Annotated in this window: 19 protein-coding genes and 1 tRNA gene; 18 read left to right on the forward strand and 2 right to left on the reverse strand. The window is 58.6% G+C overall.

Features of this window, described 5'->3' with window-relative positions:
* Window positions 1–429: 429 nt before the first annotated feature.
* From MchiMG62_RS06765 to MchiMG62_RS06810, 10 genes are all read left to right on the forward strand, one after another.
* Window positions 430–2,871 (forward strand): type I restriction-modification system subunit M, encoded by a 2,442-nt coding sequence (locus tag MchiMG62_RS06765; RefSeq protein WP_221056315.1) that lies wholly within the window; start codon window positions 430–432, stop codon window positions 2,869–2,871.
* Entirely contained in the window at window positions 2,871–3,314 is a 444-nt protein-coding gene (locus MchiMG62_RS06770; protein WP_244987601.1) for a DUF1016 N-terminal domain-containing protein, read from the forward strand. Before MchiMG62_RS06765 ends, MchiMG62_RS06770 begins: the two co-directional genes overlap by 1 nt.
* Complete coding sequence (locus MchiMG62_RS06775; RefSeq protein WP_221056316.1) at window positions 3,311–4,573, forward strand: restriction endonuclease subunit S; 1,263 nt, start codon at window positions 3,311–3,313, stop codon at window positions 4,571–4,573. Before MchiMG62_RS06770 ends, MchiMG62_RS06775 begins: the two co-directional genes overlap by 4 nt.
* Window positions 4,570–6,441 (forward strand): DUF4209 domain-containing protein, encoded by a 1,872-nt coding sequence (locus MchiMG62_RS06780; protein WP_221056317.1) that lies wholly within the window; start codon window positions 4,570–4,572, stop codon window positions 6,439–6,441. The genes MchiMG62_RS06775 and MchiMG62_RS06780 overlap by 4 nt, the downstream gene beginning before the upstream one ends.
* Window positions 6,438–7,940, forward strand: a complete 1,503-nt coding sequence (locus tag MchiMG62_RS06785) for a DUF4062 domain-containing protein (RefSeq protein WP_221056318.1) — start codon at window positions 6,438–6,440, stop codon at window positions 7,938–7,940. The genes MchiMG62_RS06780 and MchiMG62_RS06785 overlap by 4 nt, the downstream gene beginning before the upstream one ends.
* Window positions 7,937–8,257 carry a winged helix-turn-helix domain-containing protein gene (locus MchiMG62_RS06790; RefSeq protein ID WP_244987602.1) on the forward strand — a complete coding sequence of 107 codons (321 nt, stop codon included), beginning with the start codon at window positions 7,937–7,939 and terminating at the stop codon, window positions 8,255–8,257. Before MchiMG62_RS06785 ends, MchiMG62_RS06790 begins: the two co-directional genes overlap by 4 nt.
* Window positions 8,254–11,343, forward strand: coding sequence for a type I restriction endonuclease subunit R (locus MchiMG62_RS06795; protein ID WP_221056319.1), 3,090 nt, complete (start codon window positions 8,254–8,256; stop codon window positions 11,341–11,343). The genes MchiMG62_RS06790 and MchiMG62_RS06795 overlap by 4 nt, the downstream gene beginning before the upstream one ends.
* Window positions 11,344–12,057, forward strand: a complete 714-nt coding sequence (locus tag MchiMG62_RS06800) for a M48 family metallopeptidase (RefSeq protein WP_221056320.1) — start codon at window positions 11,344–11,346, stop codon at window positions 12,055–12,057. It begins immediately after the preceding gene.
* Between the two features lie 174 nt (window positions 12,058–12,231).
* A complete protein-coding gene (locus MchiMG62_RS06805; protein WP_221058795.1) occupies window positions 12,232–12,465 on the forward strand; it encodes a hypothetical protein in 234 nt (77 codons plus the stop codon).
* 173 nt (window positions 12,466–12,638) lie between these two features.
* Window positions 12,639–12,923 carry a hypothetical protein gene (locus MchiMG62_RS06810; RefSeq protein WP_221056321.1) on the forward strand — a complete coding sequence of 95 codons (285 nt, stop codon included), beginning with the start codon at window positions 12,639–12,641 and terminating at the stop codon, window positions 12,921–12,923.
* Window positions 12,924–12,974: 51 nt separating this feature from the next.
* On the opposite strand, the gene MchiMG62_RS06815 is transcribed toward MchiMG62_RS06810, so the two are convergent.
* Both MchiMG62_RS06815 and MchiMG62_RS06820 read right to left on the reverse strand, forming a co-directional pair.
* The gene (locus tag MchiMG62_RS06815; RefSeq protein WP_221056322.1) at window positions 12,975–13,655 is read right to left on the reverse strand and encodes a hypothetical protein; all 681 of its coding nucleotides are present in this window, start codon (window positions 13,653–13,655) and stop codon (window positions 12,975–12,977) included.
* A 514-nt stretch (window positions 13,656–14,169) separates the two neighbouring features.
* Window positions 14,170–14,254: transfer RNA gene (locus MchiMG62_RS06820), tRNA-Leu, on the reverse strand.
* Between the two features lie 339 nt (window positions 14,255–14,593).
* On the opposite strand from MchiMG62_RS06820, the gene ehaB reads away from it, so the two are divergent.
* From ehaB to MchiMG62_RS06860, 8 genes are read left to right on the forward strand one after another with little or no spacing between them, the layout of a single operon-like run.
* The gene (gene ehaB / locus MchiMG62_RS06825; RefSeq protein ID WP_221056323.1) at window positions 14,594–15,079 is read left to right on the forward strand and encodes a [NiFe]-hydrogenase-3-type subunit EhaB; all 486 of its coding nucleotides are present in this window, start codon (window positions 14,594–14,596) and stop codon (window positions 15,077–15,079) included.
* Window positions 15,076–15,315: an EhaC family protein gene (locus MchiMG62_RS06830; protein ID WP_054847529.1), complete on the forward strand. Its 240-nt coding sequence runs from the start codon at window positions 15,076–15,078 to the stop codon at window positions 15,313–15,315. The genes ehaB and MchiMG62_RS06830 overlap by 4 nt, the downstream gene beginning before the upstream one ends.
* Window positions 15,312–15,542 (forward strand): EhaD family protein, encoded by a 231-nt coding sequence (locus MchiMG62_RS06835; protein WP_221056324.1) that lies wholly within the window; start codon window positions 15,312–15,314, stop codon window positions 15,540–15,542. Before MchiMG62_RS06830 ends, MchiMG62_RS06835 begins: the two co-directional genes overlap by 4 nt.
* Entirely contained in the window at window positions 15,539–15,778 is a 240-nt protein-coding gene (locus tag MchiMG62_RS06840) for an EhaE family protein (protein ID WP_221056325.1), read from the forward strand. Before MchiMG62_RS06835 ends, MchiMG62_RS06840 begins: the two co-directional genes overlap by 4 nt.
* Window positions 15,772–16,227 (forward strand): EhaF family protein, encoded by a 456-nt coding sequence (locus MchiMG62_RS06845; RefSeq protein WP_221056326.1) that lies wholly within the window; start codon window positions 15,772–15,774, stop codon window positions 16,225–16,227. The genes MchiMG62_RS06840 and MchiMG62_RS06845 overlap by 7 nt, the downstream gene beginning before the upstream one ends.
* Window positions 16,224–16,826: an EhaG family protein gene (locus tag MchiMG62_RS06850; RefSeq protein WP_244987603.1), complete on the forward strand. Its 603-nt coding sequence runs from the start codon at window positions 16,224–16,226 to the stop codon at window positions 16,824–16,826. The genes MchiMG62_RS06845 and MchiMG62_RS06850 overlap by 4 nt, the downstream gene beginning before the upstream one ends.
* Window positions 16,819–17,472, forward strand: coding sequence for a hypothetical protein (locus MchiMG62_RS06855; RefSeq protein WP_221056327.1), 654 nt, complete (start codon window positions 16,819–16,821; stop codon window positions 17,470–17,472). The genes MchiMG62_RS06850 and MchiMG62_RS06855 overlap by 8 nt, the downstream gene beginning before the upstream one ends.
* A gap of 5 nt (window positions 17,473–17,477) precedes the next feature.
* On the forward strand, window positions 17,478–17,681 hold the full coding sequence (locus tag MchiMG62_RS06860; RefSeq protein ID WP_244987604.1) for a hypothetical protein: 204 nt from the start codon (window positions 17,478–17,480) through the stop codon (window positions 17,679–17,681).

Below are 17,681 nucleotides of genomic sequence, written 5' to 3' on the forward strand. Positions count from 1 at the left end.
TTCTATCGCCCGGCAACGTTTCCGCATCAGGGATCTTTTGGTTGTCGCGGTTGGAGGAGGCGATCCAGTGGGCCATACACCGGTAATGCACTTCGCATTTGGAAAAGGTACCGGGAACACTGGCGGTGAATGCACCGGCCCCTGAGGGAAAATTTTCATCCGCTGCTCCGCCCCGTGAACGTCCTGGTGCGGGAGGGAATACGGTGACCCCCGCCGTTCTCCTCCAGTTACCGGCAGTTGTGTTCGTTGGTCCCCCGTACTTGAGCGGTCGGCGCCGCCCGGCACAAAAACATTAACGTTTATGCAGTCCGAATTGAATCTAACCCGGGTTGCGGCAAATTCAAAAGATCCGCATGTCCTGAAGTCGGATAATCCAAAATCTGCGAAATAATGACCGGACAAAAACTGAATACATAAGGGAGGAGAACAATGGCAATCAAAAAATCCGAACTCTATAGCTCGCTCTGGAGCAGCTGCGACGAGCTCCGCGGGGGCATGGATGCTTCACAATACAAGGATTACATCCTCACGCTGCTCTTCGTGAAATACGTCTCTGACAAATACGCGGGGAAGGAGGACGCGGTCATCGAGGTTCCCGAAGGGGGAAGTTTCACTGATATGGTGAGGCTGAAGGGCGACAAGGAGATCGGGGATAAGATCAACAAGATCATCGGCAGGCTCGCAGAGGTGAACGGGCTCAAGGGGGTCATCGACCAGGCTAACTTCAACGACGAGGATAAACTCGGGCGGGGCAAGGAGATGCAGGACCGGCTCTCCAAGCTGGTGGCGATCTTCGACGGCCTGGACCTCCGGGCAAACCGCGCCGAGGGCGACGACCTGCTCGGTGATGCCTACGAGTACCTGATGCGGCATTTCGCCACCGAGTCGGGCAAGAGCAAAGGGCAGTTCTACACCCCGGCCGAGGTCTCCCGGGTCATTGCGAAGGTGATCGGTATCGGCCCCGAGACGCGCCAGGACCAGACCCTCTACGACCCTGCCTGCGGGTCGGGGTCTCTCCTCCTCAAGGCAAGCGACGAGGCCCCGCGGGGGATCACGATCTACGGCCAGGAGATGGACAACGCCACCTGGGCGCTGTCGCGGATGAATATGATCCTCCACGGCCACCCCGGGGCGGAGATCTGGCGCGGCAATACCCTTGCCGACCCGCACTTCAAGAACCCCGACGGGAGCCTGAAGAAGTTCGACTTCGCGGTCGCAAATCCCCCATTCTCCTCCAAAGCCTGGACGAACGGGCTCGACCCGGAGAACGACGAGTTCAAACGCTTCGAGTATGGCGTCCCGCCGGCGAAGAACGGCGATTATGCGTTTCTCCTCCACCTGATCACGTCGCTCAAGAGCACCGGGAAGGGCGCGATCATCCTCCCGCACGGGGTGCTCTTCCGCGGCAACAAGGAGGCCGATATCCGGCGGAATCTCGTCCGGCACGGGTTAATTGCGGGCATCATCGGCCTGCCCCCGAACCTCTTTTACGGGACGGGTATCCCGGCCTGCATCATCGTCGTCGACAAGGAGAACGCCTCTTCCCGGACGGGTATCTTCATGATCGATGCATCAAGAGGGTTCGAGAAGGACGGGAACAAGAACCGGCTCCGGTCGCAGGATATCAGGAAGATTGTGGACGTCTTCAACAACCGGATCGAGTTGCCCCGCTACTCCCGCATGGTTCCCATCGCGGAGATCGCGAGCGGTGCGAACGATTACAACCTGAACATCCCGCGCTACATCGATTCGAGCGAGCCCGAGGACCTCCACGATCTCGACGCCCACTTAAGCGGCGGCATCCCGGTGCGGGACGTCGACGCCCTGGAGCACTACTGGTCGGTCTTCCCGACGCTCCGGGATGCGTTGTTCCGGTCGAACGGCCGCCCCGGGTACCTGGAGCCGAGGGTCGAGCCCGCGCAGGTGAAGGCGACCATCCTCGCTCACCCGGAGTTTTCGGCCTACGCGGCCCGCGTCGCCGCCGTCTTCGATGAGTGGCGGACGGCGCACGAGCCGCGTCTTTGGGCGCTCGATGCCGGCGCAAAACCACGGGAGGTCGTTCGTGCGCTCTCGGAGGATATGCTCGTGCGGTTCGCCGGCCTGCCGCTGCTGGATAAGTACGACGCCTACCAGTGCCTGATGGATTACTGGGCCGGGGGGATGCAGGACGACGTCGATCTCGTCGCCGCCGAGGGATGGGTCGCGGGGGCGAAGCCCCGCGGGATCATCGAGGATAAGGAGAGGAAGATCAAGGAGACGCCCGATCTCGTCATCGGCCGGCGGAAGTATAAGATGGACCTGATCCCGCCGGCCCTGATCGTTCACCGCTACTTCGCCGCCGAGGAGGCGGCCATCGACGACCTCGCGGCCCGGCAGGAGGCGGCCGCCCGCGAGCTCGAGGAGTTCGTCGAGGAGCATACCGGGGAGGAGGTCCTGCTCGAGGACGTGGTGAACGAGAAGGGGAACGTCACCAGAAAGGCAGTGAACGACCGGTTGAAGGAGATCGGCAGAGCTGCGGAGTTTGCCGAGGAGCGCGAGGCCCTCACGCGGTGCCTGGAGTTGATCGAGGCCGAGGCCCGGGCTGGCAAAGCGGTGAAGGAGGCACGGGCGGCGCTCGATGAGCGGGTGCTGGCCCGCTACGCGACCCTTGCTGTGGACGAGATCAGGACGCTCGTGGTGGAGGATAAGTGGTTTGCTTCGATCCGGGCTGCCGTCGAGGACGAGGTTGAGCGGCTGACGCAGCGGCTCGCCGGCCGGGTGAAGGAACTGGACGAGCGGTATGCCCGCCCGCTGCCGGAGCTGGAGCGGGAGGTGGAGGCGTTCGGTAAGAAGGTCGAGGCGCACCTGAAGAGGATGGGGTTGGTGTGGTGATGAGAGGCGGATCGGATGTTGCCCCGGACGATTTTGCCGGCCTGCTCGTCGACGTGAAGGAGCGGATCCTCTCGGCACGGACCAGGGCGGTCCTGGCGGTCAACGCCGAGCTCGTCCGGCTCTACTGGGAGGTTGGCCGGATCATTCACGAGCGGCAGCGTTCGGAGGGATGGGGGGCTGCGGTCATCCCGCGCCTCTCTTCGGCGCTGAAGAACGAGCTGCCGGAGGTGAAGGGCTTTTCGGAGCGAAATATCAAGCGGATGCTCGCCTTCTACCGCGAGTACCCGGAGCTCGGCGGGGGTGGAATTGTGCCACGGGCGGTGGCACAAACGGCGGGGGTGTTATCTGCGCCCTCCCGGCTCATCTCAAGTCCGTTCTGCCGGCGGTTGGGGAGTTCGACCGTGATTGGCAGAGGTGCCGTGCCGGGAGGAGGTAGGGGATGACCGACCGGCAGGCAGGGGTGGAGGACGTGCCGCCGGGGTATAAGCGGACGGATTTGGGGGTGATACCGGATGAGTGGGAAACGAAACGGTTGGGAAATATCGCAGCAATTCGCAATCAGAAAGTAGTACCTTCGAGTGTGGATCCAGATACACCGTGTGTACAACTTGAGCATATCGGCCAAGGCAATGGGCGGTTGCTAGAGTGTACCACAGCACGATGCTCGACATCATCCAATTATCGATTTTTTGCTGGGAATGTCTTGTTCGGACGGCTGCGTTCATATCTTCGCAAGTTCTGGCATGCAGATCGTGATGGCATCTGTACTACCGAGATCTGGCCTTTGGTGGCTGATGCGGCGCAGGTAGATAGTGCTTTCCTGTTCGCCATCGTCCAAAGCGATCGGTTCGTTGAGGCGGCGAGCATCTCCTATGGGACACACATGCCGCGTACAGATTGGGATATTATGCAAAACTTTGAGATCTGTCTACCTCCCCTGCATGAACAACGCGCCATTGTCACCGCCCTCTCCGATGTGGACGGGCTCATCGGGGCGCTGGATGCGCTCATCGAAAAGAAGCGGGCCATCAAGCAGGCCGCCATGCAGCAGCTCCTCACGGGGAAGAAGAGGCTGCCGGGGTTTGCAGGCGAGTGGGAGACAAAGCAACTTGGGGATCACGCAACTCTGATCCGCAACGGAACGACATACGTCGCCTCTTTGCGTGATGGAGTACCTATCACAAGAATAGAGACTATATCAAGTGGGTTTGTGGATTTTTCCAAAGTTGGCTATGCTAAATACAGCAAGGTAGTTGAGAGTTACAAATTACAACCGGGCGACATTCTATATAGTCATATCAACAGTATTGATCATATAGGGAAAGTTGCTCTAGTTAGCGATGTTCAGGAGTTATATCATGGAATGAACTTGCTAATGATACGCTCTGGTAATAATACTAATTCAAAATGGCTATTCTATGTTCTAAACTCCGATTTTTCCCGGAATTGGGCACGTTCTATTGCTAAACAAGCCGTCAGTCAGGCCAGCATTAATACGAAGGAAATTAAAACTTTTTCCATTCCAACCCCTCCTCTTCCCGAGCAAACCGCTATCGCCGCCGTCCTCTCCGACATGGACGCCGAGATCGCCGCCCTCGAACGCCGCCGGGAGAAGGCAAAGCAGATCAAGCAGGGCATGATGCAGCAGCTCCTCACCGGGCGCATCCGATTGCCATCAGTAGGCGGGGTGAGCACACAATGAGCGCTGAGCGTTGCCCCGCAGACCTTGGGATCACGCACCAAGACTTCGCGGATTGTGGCTGGAAAGAGGTCTTGGCCCAGACAGAGCGAGACGGTTATTGGTCTATGTGGCAGGCCTTTCATGCCGCTGCACAACGGGCAACGGCAGATGGGCAGCAATCCGACGCAAAGGTGCTCTGGCTGTTGGGCGACGCTTGCTCGATGATGCTGTCTCCTAAAAGCATCAACGAACCCTTCAAGCCCGCTACGGTAATGAGGGAGGGACGGTCGGCAATCCCCGAGGACTTGTTGGATTCCGACATAACATTCCTTTCTGAAATAGTGGATAGTATTGACGATCCGTGGTTGAAAGCGCGTCTGGCGGACCTTGTCTGGATCAGAAAACGACCACGCGATGTCAGGTATGCTCTGGTGGCAATCGATAGTTATCGCTCGATCCCATTGGATACCGAGACATGGGTGTCCGATGGTCGAGAGTGCTGGGAGCGTGCCATAGGCTTGGCTCACATGCTCAAAGCGGGGTCCAAAGACCGCTTGAGAGAGATGGAAAACGCCGTTATCAGGGCATTCGAAACGGCAACATGTCGGGATGGCTTTCTCGCCCTCTGGCTGGCAGACCTGCTCTTCGATAATGGACTCGGTCGGGACAAACAATCAATTATCGCGCAGAAACTCGAGTCCTTGGCACGCGAGTTCGATGACGAGGGTGATTTCCGCCGCGCCCGCGAATTCTTTAAGGCTTCAGCAAAGTGGTTTAAGGCAGCCGGCGATACCCCAAAGTCAATTGAAATGACGGTTGCCGTGGCGGAAAGTTTTGTCAAGGAAGCTGAAGCTAGAATTGCAGCTGAGAAACCAAGCCATATGGCTGCCGCGAGCTTCTACGAGGATGCGATCCAGACCTACCGCACAATTCCCCGCTCTGAACGCCCTGCTCACCGGGTAGATGAGCGTCTCAAAGAGCTTCAATTACGTCTCAACGAATCGGGAAAGATGGCGCTGGATGAGATGCGTGTCATAAGCATCCCCGGTATAGATCTCAGTCAGTGTATTGAAGACGCTAGGAATTCAGTGCATGGCAAGAGCACTATAGAGGCCCTCGAGGCGTTCGCCGATCTAGAACCATATTCAAAAGCCAAAGAACTTCGCCGACAAGTAAACGAGAGACTTCGGAAGTACCCTCTTCAGGCTATCATCCCGGGGATCGTGATGGGTCGTGATGGTCGCGTTATAGCCAAACGGCCATGGATGAATCTTAGCGATATATCTTCCGAAGAAAATAAGGCCGTCATCTGTGCCGAGATGATCCACGATCACGGTATCATGGTCGAAATGGTCGTTCGGGGCCGTATCTTGCCTGCACTTGAAGTTCTACAATTAGAGCACCGCTTACGTGAACCAGACTTCATTTATCTTGCCAGTCGTTCGCCGATCGTACCCCCAGGCCGCGAACGTCTCTTTGGAATGGCTCTGTTTTCCGGTTACGACAACGACTTCGTGACGACGCTCCACCTCCTGGTACCGCAGATCGAGCATATGGTCAGGTATCATTTAAAATCCGCCGGTGTCAAGACCACAACCCTGGATAATAGAGGCATTGAGACAGAAAATGGCCTGAGCACACTGATAGAGCTGCCAGAATGCGAAAAGATATTTGGCGAGGATCTGACGTTTGAGATAAAAGCGCTATTCTGTGACGCTTGCGGGCCGAACCTCCGTAATGAGCTCGCACACGGCCTTCTCGACGACAAAGCCTGTCAAACCGTTTATGCGGTGTATGCCTGGTGGCTTGGTCTCAAACTTGTGTTTAACACATTCTGGAACGCTGCACGTAAGATCGATGAAGTCGGTGAGGAAGAGGGGGAGGCATGACCCCCATCCGGATCTTCGTCAGCAGCGTGCAGAAGGAGTTCGCCGAAGAGCGGCGGGCGTTAAGCGATTACATCAGGCGGGACCCCCTGCTGCATCGTTTTTACGATGTATTCCTCTTCGAAGACCTGCCGGCTTCCGGGCGCCGGCCGGACGAGACCTATCTGGCAGAGGTGGACCGCTGCGGCATCTACCTCTGCCTGCTTGGCAACGAGTACGGTCGTGCGGATACCGACGGTCGCTCGCCCACCGAGCGGGAGTTTGATCGTGCCACTGCCGGCGGTAAAGAACGCCTGGTCTTCGTCAAAGGCAACGATGACTCGGTGCGCGACCCGAAGGTGCTTGCTCTTCTCCGCAACATTGACGGCCAGCTCATCCGCCGCCGTTTCGGCAGCGTTCCGGAGTTGACGGCGGAGGTTTATGCCAGCCTTGTCGAACACCTGGACCGCACCGGCACGCTGCGAACCCGCCCGTTTGATGCCTCCGCATGTGTTGATGCTACGCTCGACGATATCTCGCAGGAGAAGGTCGGGGAGTTTCTTTCCCGGGCTCAGCAAAGTCGAGGGTATGCCCTCAGCCCCGATACCCCGGTGCGCAAGGCGCTGGCGCACCTGAACCTGCTTGACGGGAGTCTCCCCAACAACGCGGCCGTGCTCCTGTTCGGAAAACAGCCACAGCGTTTCCTCGCCGGCTCCGAGGTCAAGTGCCTTCATTTCCACGGCATCGAGGTGAGTAAACCCATTCCCTCCTACCAGATTTACAAGGGCACTGTCTTTGAACTGGTCGATCAATCGCTTGACTTCGTACTCTCCAAGATTGCCTGTTCTATCGGCACCCGGGCCGGGGGGCCAACGGCACCGGCGACGTACGAGGTCCCCCCGGAGGCTGTGGGCGAGGCCATCATCAACGCCATTGCGCACCGGGACTATGCTTCGAACGCCTCGGTTCAGGTCATGCTCTTTGCCGACCGGCTGGAGGTGTGGAATCCCGGTCAGCTGCCGCCGTCCCTTTCGCCCGAGGCACTCCGTGTCCCGCACCCCTCTATCCCGCGCAACCCTCTCATCGCAGAGCCGCTCTTCCTGACTCGCTATATCGAGAAAGCCGGCACCGGAACCCTCGACATGATCGAGCAATGTGCCAGGGCCGGCCTGCCGCCGCCGGAATTCCGGCAGAACGGCGAACAGTTCGTCCAGGTTCTGTGGCGCCCCAAGCAAGACCGGGTGATAGGTGCTCAAACAGGGGACCTGGTGGGGACCAAGTTGGGACTAAGTGGGGACCAAGTCGAAGTGCTGCGCATCTGTGTGACGGAGACGTCGATCTCCGAACTTATGGACGTTGCAGGGAGGACGAACCGCACCAAGTTCAGGAACTCCGTACTGAAGCCACTGATGCAGGCGGGGTTGATCGAGATGACCATTCCGGACAGGCCCCGGAGCAGCAACCAGAAGTACCGGATCACCGAGAGGGGCCGTGCCCTGCTTGCCGGAAGGGATACGCCGTGACCGCCTGCACTACCCGGCAACAGGCCCCGGTGCGCTACGAGATCCCAAGAGAGGTGGTGGCGGAGGCGATCGTGAACGCCGTCGCCCACCGCGACTACGCGAGCAACGGCAGCGTCCAGGTGATGCTCTTTGCCGACCGGCCTCACGGGCCGGTGCCGGCGAACCCGTTCCTCGCCGAGCCGACCATCAGTACACGTGAACTCGCAGAGCGGATCGGCATCACGCCGAAAGGGATTGAGTGGCAGGTCCGGCGATTGAGACAGGCGGGTCGGTCCGAAGAAAGGCGGCCATTGGGAAATTATCGGAGGCAAAGATGAGTACTGTCGGCGAGCGTGAGCGTCTCACGCAGGAGCGGGTTGTCGCTTACTTCCGCGATGCCCTCAAGTACCGTTACCTGGGCGATTGGGAACACCGCGAGGGGAACAGCAACGTCGAGGAGGGACTGCTCGCCGCGTGGCTCACGCGCCGGGGCTACAGCGAGAAGATCGTCGGGAAAGTCCTCTACGAACTCGGCAAAGCGAAGGCGGTCGGCGGGAGCAAGAGCCTCTACGACGCCAACCGTGAGGTCTACGGGCTGCTCCGCTACGGGGTGAAGGTCCGGCCCGACATCGGCGAGCAGCACATCACCGTCTGGCTCATCGACTGGGACCACCCGGAGAAGAACGACTTCGCCGTCGCCGAAGAGGTCACCATCACCGGCGAGAACAGCAAGCGCCCCGACATCGTGCTCTACGTCAACGGCATCGCTCTCTGCGTCCTCGAACTCAAGCGCTCGATCGTCTCCGTATCCGAGGGCATCCGCCAGAACCTCGACAACCAGAAGAAGATCTTCATCCGCCCCTTCTTTTCCACCGTGCAGCTCGTGATGGCCGGCAACGAGACCGAAGGGCTCCGCTACGGCGTGATCGAGACGCCGGAGAAGTACTACCTGCGCTGGAAAGAAGCCGACGCCCCGCCTGCCGCCGGAAAAAACCCGCTCCTCCGAGAACTCGACCAGCTCTGCCGGAAAGACCGCCTGCTTGAGATCGTCCACGACTTCATCGTCTTCGATGCCGGGACCAAGAAGACCTGCCGGCACAACCAGTACTTCGGGGTCAAAGCGGCACAGGAGCGCGTGAAGCGGCGCGAGGGCGGGATCATCTGGCACACCCAGGGCAGCGGCAAGAGCCTGATCATGGTCTGGCTCGCCAAATGGATCCGCGAACACGTGCCGGGCGCCCGCGTCCTGCTCGTCACCGACCGCACCGAACTCGACGACCAGATCGAGAAGGTCTTTTTAGGCGTCAGCGAGGATATCTACCGCACCAAAAGCGGTGCCGACCTCGTCCGCGTTCTCAACACCGACACAGAATGGCTGGTCTGTTCGCTGATCCACAAGTTCGGCCGTGGCGACGACCTCAGCGACGCCGATCTCGAGACCTATATCGAAGAGATCAAACGCAACCTGCCCCGGGGATTCTCCCCCAAAGGCGAGTTCTTCGTCTTCGTCGACGAATGCCACCGCACCCAGTCCGGCAAACTGCACCAGGCGATGAAGGCGCTCCTCCCTGGGGCGATGCTGATCGGGTTCACCGGCACTCCCCTACTCAAACAGGACAAACAGAAGAGTATCGAGGTCTTCGGCCCCTACATCCACACCTACAAGTACGACGAGGCCGTGCGTGACGGCGTCGTCCTGGACCTCCAGTACGAAGCCCGTGACATCGACCAGAGCATCACCTCGCAGGAGAAGATCGACCAGTGGTTCGAGATCAAGACCCGGGGCCTGACCGACGCCGCGAGAGCCCAGCTCAAGAAGCGGTGGGGAACCATGCAGAAAGTGCTCAGCGCACAGGACCGCCTGGAGAAGATCGTCGCCGACGTCCTGCTCGACATGGAACTGCGCGACCGGCTCAGGAGCGGCCGCGGGAATGCGCTCCTCGTCACCAGCAGCATCTACTCGGCCTGCCGGTTCTTCGAGATGTTCAACAAGACCGACCTTGCGGGCAGATGCGCGATCATCACCTCCTACGCGCCGCAACCTTCGGACATCAAGGGCGAAGAGGCCGGCGAAGGGCTGACCGAGAGACTGCGGCAGTACGAGATCTACCGCAAGATGCTCGCCGAACACTTCGACGAACCGGAGGACACGGCGATGTACAAGGTCGAACAGTTCGAGAAGGAGATAAAGAAGCGGTTCATCCACGAGCCCGGACAGATGAAACTCCTGATCGTCGTCGACAAACTCCTGACCGGATTTGACGCCCCGCCGGCGACCTACCTCTACATCGACAAACAGATGCGTGACCACGGCCTCTTCCAGGCGATCTGCCGCGTGAACCGCCTCGACGGCGAGGACAAGGAGTACGGCTACATCATCGACTACAAAGACCTCTTCCGGTCGCTTGAGAAGTCGATCAAGGACTACACCGGCGAGGCCTTCGGTGGCTTCGACAGAGAGGACGTATCGGGGCTGTTGAAAGACCGCCTGGAGAAAGGGCGGGAGCGACTCGACGACGCCCTTGAGGCGATCAGGACGTTGTGCGAGCCGATCGAACCTCCCCGGGACACCCTTGCGTATCAGCATTTTTTCTGTGCAGCTGATACCACCGAACCCGAGGCGCTCAAGGAGAACGAGCGCAAACGGCTTGCCCTCTACAAACTGACCGCCGCCCTCCTCCGGGCGTATGCCGGCCTGGCGAACGAGATGCACGATGCCGGATACACCGACGCCGAGGCCGCAGAGATCCGGGCCGAGGTCACCCACTACGACAACGTCCGCAAAGAAGTCATGCGAGCAAGCGGCGACTATATCGACCTGAAACTCTACGAGCCGGCCATGCGGCATCTCCTCGACACCTACATCCGCGCCGAAGAGAGCGTGAAGATATCGGCATTCGATGATATACCACTGGTTCAGCTCCTCCTTGAGCACGGTGTCGATGCCGTGGAGACGCTCCCGCCGGGCATACGGCGTGATCGCGAAGCGGTTGCGGAAACCATCGAGAACAACGTCCGCAAGTTGATCATCGACGAGACACCGATCAACCCGAAGTATTACGAAAAGATGTCCGAACTGCTGGACGCGCTGATCAAAGAACGCCGGGCGCAGGCTCTCGGGTACCAGGAATACCTCAAAAAGATCGTTGAACTGACAAAGCAGATCAAGCGCCCCGGCGACAGCGCACGGTATCCCAGGACCCTTGACAGCCCTGCAAAACAGGCTCTCTACGACAACCTCGGCGAGGACGAAGCGATCGCGCTCGCGGTCCATGAAGCGGTAACCTTGACCAAACAGGACGACTGGACGCACAACCCTATCAAAACGAAGATGGTCCGTATCGCCATCAAGAAGGTCGTCCAGGACGACGAGGAACTCGACAAGATCCTTGAACTGGTCAAAAACCAGCAGGAGTATGCTTGAATGCACAGAATCTCCGTAAATGACATGCAGGTCGACGTGGTCCGAAAGGACATCAAGAACCTGCATCTTGGGGTATACCCTCCTGAAGGCCGGGTCAGGGTGGCGGCGCCGTTACGCGTGGACGATGAAGCGGTGCGACTGGCGGTGATCACGAAACTGCCGTGGATCAAACGGCAGCAGACCCGATTCAGGAGCCAGGAACGCCAGAGCCCGCGAGAGTACACCTACCGCGAGACACACTACTATCTCGGTAAACGCTATCTGCTAAATGTTATCGAGGATGCAGGCCCTTCCCGGGCTGAGGCTAATAAAGCAAGGATTGACCTGTATGTTCCGGTGGGAAGCGATGCCGAGAAACGAGAACAGGTCATGCTCAAGTGGTATCGCAAGGAGCTCAAAGCCCTGCTCGTGCCGCTGATCACGAAGTGGCAGGATACGCTCGGGGTAACGGTCGACGACTGGAGAGTTAAAAAGATGAAGACAAAGTGGGGCAGTTGCAACATCGAAGCCCGGCGGATCTGGCTGAATCTGGAACTCGCAAAAAAACCGGTTCAGTGCCTTGAATACGTTGTTGTGCACGAGATGGTGCACCTCCTTGAACGAAATCATACCGACCGGTTCAGAGAACTGATGGATCAGTTCATGCCACAGTGGCGGCACTATCGGGATGTGCTAAATCAGGCCCCACTGGGCCACGAGACCTGGAGTTACTGAAAAGCGGCCCGATACCTGATCGAGCCTGTCGCCAAGGAAAGTCCGTTGACAAAGTTCCTCCACTGGCAGACCACACTTCCTCCGGTCGTAGCGTCTGCCTGATCCCTTCTTCCCATACGGGACCTCCGACGACCAAGACCGACTCGGAACTCACCGGTCATGGTCTGGTAGGAAGTGCTCGTCCCCTGCCACCCTCAAACGCACCCCGCCGACGTCGCCCGCCGCGACCAGATCGTCGTCCTCGTCGAGAAGATGCTCGACCTGAACAGGCGCCTCGCGGCGGCGAAGGCCCCGCACGAGAAGGAGGTGCTCGCCGGGATGATCGACGCGACCGACCGGCAGATCGATAGACCGGTCTACGGGCTCACGGAGGAGGAGATCGCGGTTGTGGAGGGGGTCAATGCATGAACGACCCCGTCCTTACCAAGGACGCGCTCCACCAAAGATGTGCAGAAAAGAGGTTCAACCCGGAGTCAGGATGCGGGGGAAGGGATTTGTGCTTGATATTGCGAAAATGCGGATGTTTGGGATCTTCTTGATCATCCTTGGCGTCGTAATATGGGGGCTATTGTGGGCTTATTATGAAGATCATAAACGAGGGCGGTGATACATTGGTTGCAGAACAAACTTGGCGGGACCTGCTCTACCCCGGCGAGTGGGCATTCCGGTTCTTCATCGCCGCCCTGTTGGTCTGGCTGGTCGGGTGGCCCGCCCCGATTGCCTGGGGGGTCTTCTGCGCGCTGACGGTGGCGGTTGCGGGGGCCTCTGTGCTGCAGGTGTGGGTGCTGATGTGGGTGCTGATGCGGGTGCTGATGCGGGTGCTGATGCGGTTCGCTCGCTCCCGTGACGACGAGGCGGCCGTCTGAACCTCCCGGAAAATTTGCCGGGATGTCACCCACGAATGCAACCCTTTAACCTTAACGCAAGTTGAAGAATATACTTGCTGTATTTATGAAATCGATTCCGCCTTGCTGTATCATTACTATCAGTACAAGGCGGGCCAGCAATCCAATTATAAGTACAATTACCAAAGAAAGCATCGTCCCCATAAGTGTATATTCACTGCTACGAACACTATCTGAAGAGGGGGTAACAAGCAAGTTTTTTGCGATGAAAAGAAGCGTTACTGCAACTATATTGCCTGTCATGATCAATAGAATTCCTACAGTGCGCTCTAAAAAGCCAATGTACTTTTCAAACTCACAGGCATTCCCGGGAACCCTATCAATGTGTCCTTGTATTTTAGTAATATAAGTCTCAACTGCTGCTGATTCAAGAATGAAGTGTTTTAAGTTTAATTGTTCTAAATTTGAACGGCATTCAGGGGCTTGAACTGGAGGTATCTGGGTTTGAACTGAAAAATTCGATTTTCTCGCTTGTAAAATAAAAAAATACCAATATAATATATACGCAACGGATGTATCGAGATAGAATATGCCAAACAGGTATAATCCTATAATTACGAATATTGAGAGTGTTATTCCAGCTATATGAGATAACTCAACGATATTTCCAAGTGCGACAATAATATATATAGCCCAAACAATTATGACTCCAATTAATATTATTGATTTAGAACTTCTCTTCACAGATTTCACCCATTAAGAAGGCAATCGTGTTTGATCGCTATAAATGTCTCGCTTCAACTGCAGACTCGTTCAACGACACGGTATTCCATAGAGTTCTGGATCAAACCAGAATCGAAATCTATAACACTTTCTTTTAGACAATCGCGAGACGATCAATCATGGCGCTGGAACTAGCCATTGCAGGAGTTGTGTTACTTGGGGTATTTCTTCTTACTGCTTTTAGCAGGCGCGTGTGGGAAAATTTTCAGAAACAGAGTTTCTTATCGGTTTTTTCAACTTGGAGCTTGGTTACTGCAGGAGGATCCTTGGTAATTATTGGCACTCTGATGTATTCTGGACTCCCCGCACCAGAACTAACTCCCCTTGAGCGAGACGGTCTCGTCTTCTTTAGTATCGGTCTTGCATTACTCGGATGGGCTCTGAATTGGACTCAGAATAGAGAAAATACCTGTGATTCCCCTAGCCAGAATATAGATCAATCCCAATCCCGTTCGACAGAAGAGAATCAAACCCGAAGTCAGGATGCGGGGGAAGGGATTCGAACCCTTGAACTCCTTCGAGACTGGACCCTAAATCCAGCGCCTTTGACCTGGCTCGGCAACCCCCGCGTGCATATATGTCGGCACACGGAGCATTATACTTGTTCCCCTCTCCTCCCGGCACCCCGAATCCCGCCGTTTATCCATCGCCGTCCCGGGCATATCCTGCCGGCTCCCGGCACCCGAACCTCCGGCAGCGACCCGGCATCTGCGGCGCGCAACGGCCCCGGAACGGGCGTGGAAAATTATATTGTTTGTAAAATATATTATATAATATACAAAATTAACCCGGGGGTGCATTGTGCCGGGGGTGCTTCACCGGTGCATTCCGGCCGAATCGCGCCCGGAATGGTAACAACAAAACATTTATTGAATTGATCGACCGTATTCTCCTGTAGTTGAACTGAAATGCTGAGCGAGCTCCTCCATATCCCGGCAGCGGCGATTATCAGCTGGATCCTCTTCGTAGCCGTCGACATCTTCTTCAAACTGCCGGAGGCGGGAGGAGTCGTCGGAGCCACGGCAATCGCCCGGGATATCGAGGCCGGCGGCGGCGATATCTCCGGCGGCACCATGATGGGGAACATCGTCTGCTCCCCCGACGCCTCGGCCGGGACGCTCCTTGCCGCCTGCGGCGTCTACCTCGCCGGCATCCCCGGCGGGCTCGCGGCGGCCGTGATGGTCTATATCGGCAACCGTATCTGCTACGACCCCGGCTACGCCGGGACCACCGGAGCGGTCCTCGCCACGTTCGTCATCTACGGCTTCACCCAGGTCGGGTTTGCCGCCTCGGACTTCATCGCGGGGATGGTGATTGCCATCCTCACCATCCAGGGGCTCTCCCATACCCACGCGAGCCGGCTCCTTGGACGGCTCTGGAGGATCCGGGAGTGATCGCGCTCTACGTTGTGGCCGCGATCGCGGTCTATGCCGCCGCACGAGCCATCCTCGAGCGGAACACCGGCCGGAGGTTCCCGTACGCGAACGTCCTGAACTTCGCCGTCGCAGGCAGCCTCGTCCTGCTGCTCGATCACCCGATCACCCTCGTTGCGGCGGCAGCCTACTTCGTCGGCTCCACGCTTGAGGCAAACGCCATCGCAAGCACCTACGCCGGGAGGATGAAGCGATGATCCTTGCGTTAGAGATTGCCTTCGGGCTCATCGCGCTCGCGGGCGCTCTTTCCGCCGCGCTCCTCAAGGACCCCTACGCGAAGCTGATCGCGCTCGGGATCCTGGTCTCCGGCGCCCTGCCGTTCATCGTGGACCGCGGCTACCTGGACGTCGCGATCGTGGCCTCCCTCATCGCCCCGATCTCGACGATATTCGTCCTCATGGCCGTCCGGAGGGCCGAGACGTGAATACCACATTCATCCTCGGTCTTGCCATCCTCCTGATCGGCGTCTTCTCCGTCGCCTTCGTGCGGCCGAAGACCTACATCGCCCGGCTGATCAACCTCGAGATCCCGGGGTGGGGCCTCCTCCTCGTCATGCTCGCCTATGACGAAGCCCTGGCGCTCATGACGTTCATTGCCGTCACCGCAATCAGCACGTTCGTCATCGTCCGCCTGATGGAGTGGAGGGATGCATCGTGCTGATCATCACGCGGATCTCACGGATCCTCTCCAACTTCAAGAACCTCGCTGCGCTCTTCGCCGGTGCGTGCATCCTCGTCTCCCTCATCGGGATCCTCTCCCTGCCGCTCGCGTTCGAGGAGAACCAGCTCTACCCGAAGACGCGGCTCGACCCCACCAGCGGGCTCTACCCCTACGACCGGGGAGGCGTGCCGTTCGGCACAACGGAGGTCATCTGCCAGTACCCGGAGAACTCGCCCTACGCGGGTTACGTCACCACCTACTTAACCCCGCTCTCACTCTACCTCTCGGAGAACACGCTCTACATCGGCACAACGATCGTCGCTCACCCGGGCGGGATCATCGACGAGATCCTCTACAACACCCGGGGGGCCGACACCGTCGTCGAGACGAGCATCCTCTTCACGGCGTTTGCGATCGCATCATACCTCTACCGGAGGGAGGAAGAATGATCATCCCCGAGTACTCGCTCGGCCTCCTCGTGGCGTTCGCAGCGATGGGAGTCGCGTTCTTCGCCATGATGCGGGAGACCGACGGCTTCCACCGGCTCCTCCTCACGGACCTCATCGAGGTCGTCAGCCTCGCGTTCATCGCGCTGATCGGCACCGACCTCGCGGAGGCCCTCATCCTCCCGGGCCTTGTCGTCGGCACGTCCGAGTTGATCGCGCTCTCGGAGATCTACCGGATCAAGGAAGGCTACACGCGGCCGCCCGACGCCGGCCTGCAGATCGAGGTGATGGAGAGCGCACCCGGCATCCTTGCCGCGCTCCTCGTCGTCTACGGCATCGTCCTCTCCGGGTTCTCCGGCGGGGTCGTCGCCGGCCTCGGCGTGCTCTTCTACCTCCTCTGCCGCGGCCATAACGAGCGGTTCGAGCTGATCGAGACGGCGAGCGGCTACTCGTGGGCGCTCTGGATCATCGCGTTCTTCATCTTCATGATCCTCCCGCAGTACTGGTTCTTCGCGGTCATGCTCTCGGGCTCCGCGATCCTCGTCAAGGTCATGGCCAAGATGTCGCTCATCGGCACCATGCGGGGTGGTCCGAATGCCTGATATCGGCGGCGAACCTCTCTTCGTGCTGGAGTTCGGGGATATCCTCCATTACTACACCCCCTACACGATCACGCTCTTCCTGCTCGCGCTGATCTTTACGGGCCTTGCTATCGCAAGCAGGCCTGAACGGCAGATCGATATCGCGTTCGGGGGCGACGCCTACTACGCGAAGGAGACGACGGTCTCGGAGATGCGGTTCCGGCGGTTCATGGCGATCGCCTGCGGCCTTGCAACGATGGGGGCGATGGGGAGCGGGGACCTCTTCAACTTCACGCTCTTCGTCTCCCTCGTCGGGATCGCGAACATCGGCATCGTCGCGGCGGTCAAAAGCCGCCACGTCCTCGACGCCGCATACGAATACGGCATCGTCGCCATGGTCGCCACCCTGCCGCTATTCGGGGGCGCGGCCCTGGTCGCTGCGACCACCGGCACGCTCGCGATACCGGTCCTTGCGGGCGGCGGCTTTGCGGTCCCGCTGGTGGCGAAAGCCTTCCTCGCCCTCGGTGTCATCGGAGAGGGGATGGCGCCGTTCTACGCGGCGAAGGCCGAGATGTTCCGGGCGCCCGGCGCCCCCTACGTCATCATGTGTTCCCTCTCGTCGCTGTTGATCTTCCTCCGCGTCGTGGAGATTGTCATAACCATCTGATAGCCATGAAGAAAACGACAGTTACCTACGGACTCGCGGCATCGGCCCTTGTCATCGTCGTCGCATGGGGGCTGCTCGCGGCATCCCTCATACCGCTCTGGGCGGCCGAGACGGCCATCGTGATCGCCTTTCCCGTACTGGTGCTCTTCCTGGGGCTCTGGTGGCGGGCGCCGGGCGGAGAAGAGGACATCCCCTTCATAGGATACTGA

Origin of the sequence: Methanoculleus chikugoensis (genome assembly GCF_019669965.1) — an archaeon.
GTDB lineage: Archaea > Halobacteriota > Methanomicrobia > Methanomicrobiales > Methanoculleaceae > Methanoculleus > Methanoculleus chikugoensis.

Bases quoted from the DNA above. Each gene is read 5' to 3' on its own strand.
- MchiMG62_RS06765 (WP_221056315.1), top strand. From the start codon at position 430: ATGGCAATCAAAAAATCCGAACTCTATAGCTCGCTCTGGAGCAGCTGC.
- MchiMG62_RS06850 (WP_244987603.1), top strand. From the start codon at position 16,224: ATGATCATCCCCGAGTACTCGCTCGGCCTCCTCGTGGCGTTCGCAGCG.
- MchiMG62_RS06800 (WP_221056320.1), top strand. From the start codon at position 11,344: ATGCACAGAATCTCCGTAAATGACATGCAGGTCGACGTGGTCCGAAAG.
- MchiMG62_RS06855 (WP_221056327.1), top strand. From the start codon at position 16,819: ATGCCTGATATCGGCGGCGAACCTCTCTTCGTGCTGGAGTTCGGGGAT.
- MchiMG62_RS06770 (WP_244987601.1), top strand. From the start codon at position 2,871: ATGAGAGGCGGATCGGATGTTGCCCCGGACGATTTTGCCGGCCTGCTC.
- MchiMG62_RS06780 (WP_221056317.1), top strand. From the start codon at position 4,570: ATGAGCGCTGAGCGTTGCCCCGCAGACCTTGGGATCACGCACCAAGAC.
- MchiMG62_RS06860 (WP_244987604.1), top strand. From the start codon at position 17,478: ATGAAGAAAACGACAGTTACCTACGGACTCGCGGCATCGGCCCTTGTC.
- MchiMG62_RS06810 (WP_221056321.1), top strand. From the start codon at position 12,639: ATGAAGATCATAAACGAGGGCGGTGATACATTGGTTGCAGAACAAACT.
- ehaB (WP_221056323.1), top strand. From the start codon at position 14,594: ATGCTGAGCGAGCTCCTCCATATCCCGGCAGCGGCGATTATCAGCTGG.
- MchiMG62_RS06775 (WP_221056316.1), top strand. From the start codon at position 3,311: ATGACCGACCGGCAGGCAGGGGTGGAGGACGTGCCGCCGGGGTATAAG.
- MchiMG62_RS06785 (WP_221056318.1), top strand. From the start codon at position 6,438: ATGACCCCCATCCGGATCTTCGTCAGCAGCGTGCAGAAGGAGTTCGCC.
- MchiMG62_RS06835 (WP_221056324.1), top strand. From the start codon at position 15,312: ATGATCCTTGCGTTAGAGATTGCCTTCGGGCTCATCGCGCTCGCGGGC.
- MchiMG62_RS06795 (WP_221056319.1), top strand. From the start codon at position 8,254: ATGAGTACTGTCGGCGAGCGTGAGCGTCTCACGCAGGAGCGGGTTGTC.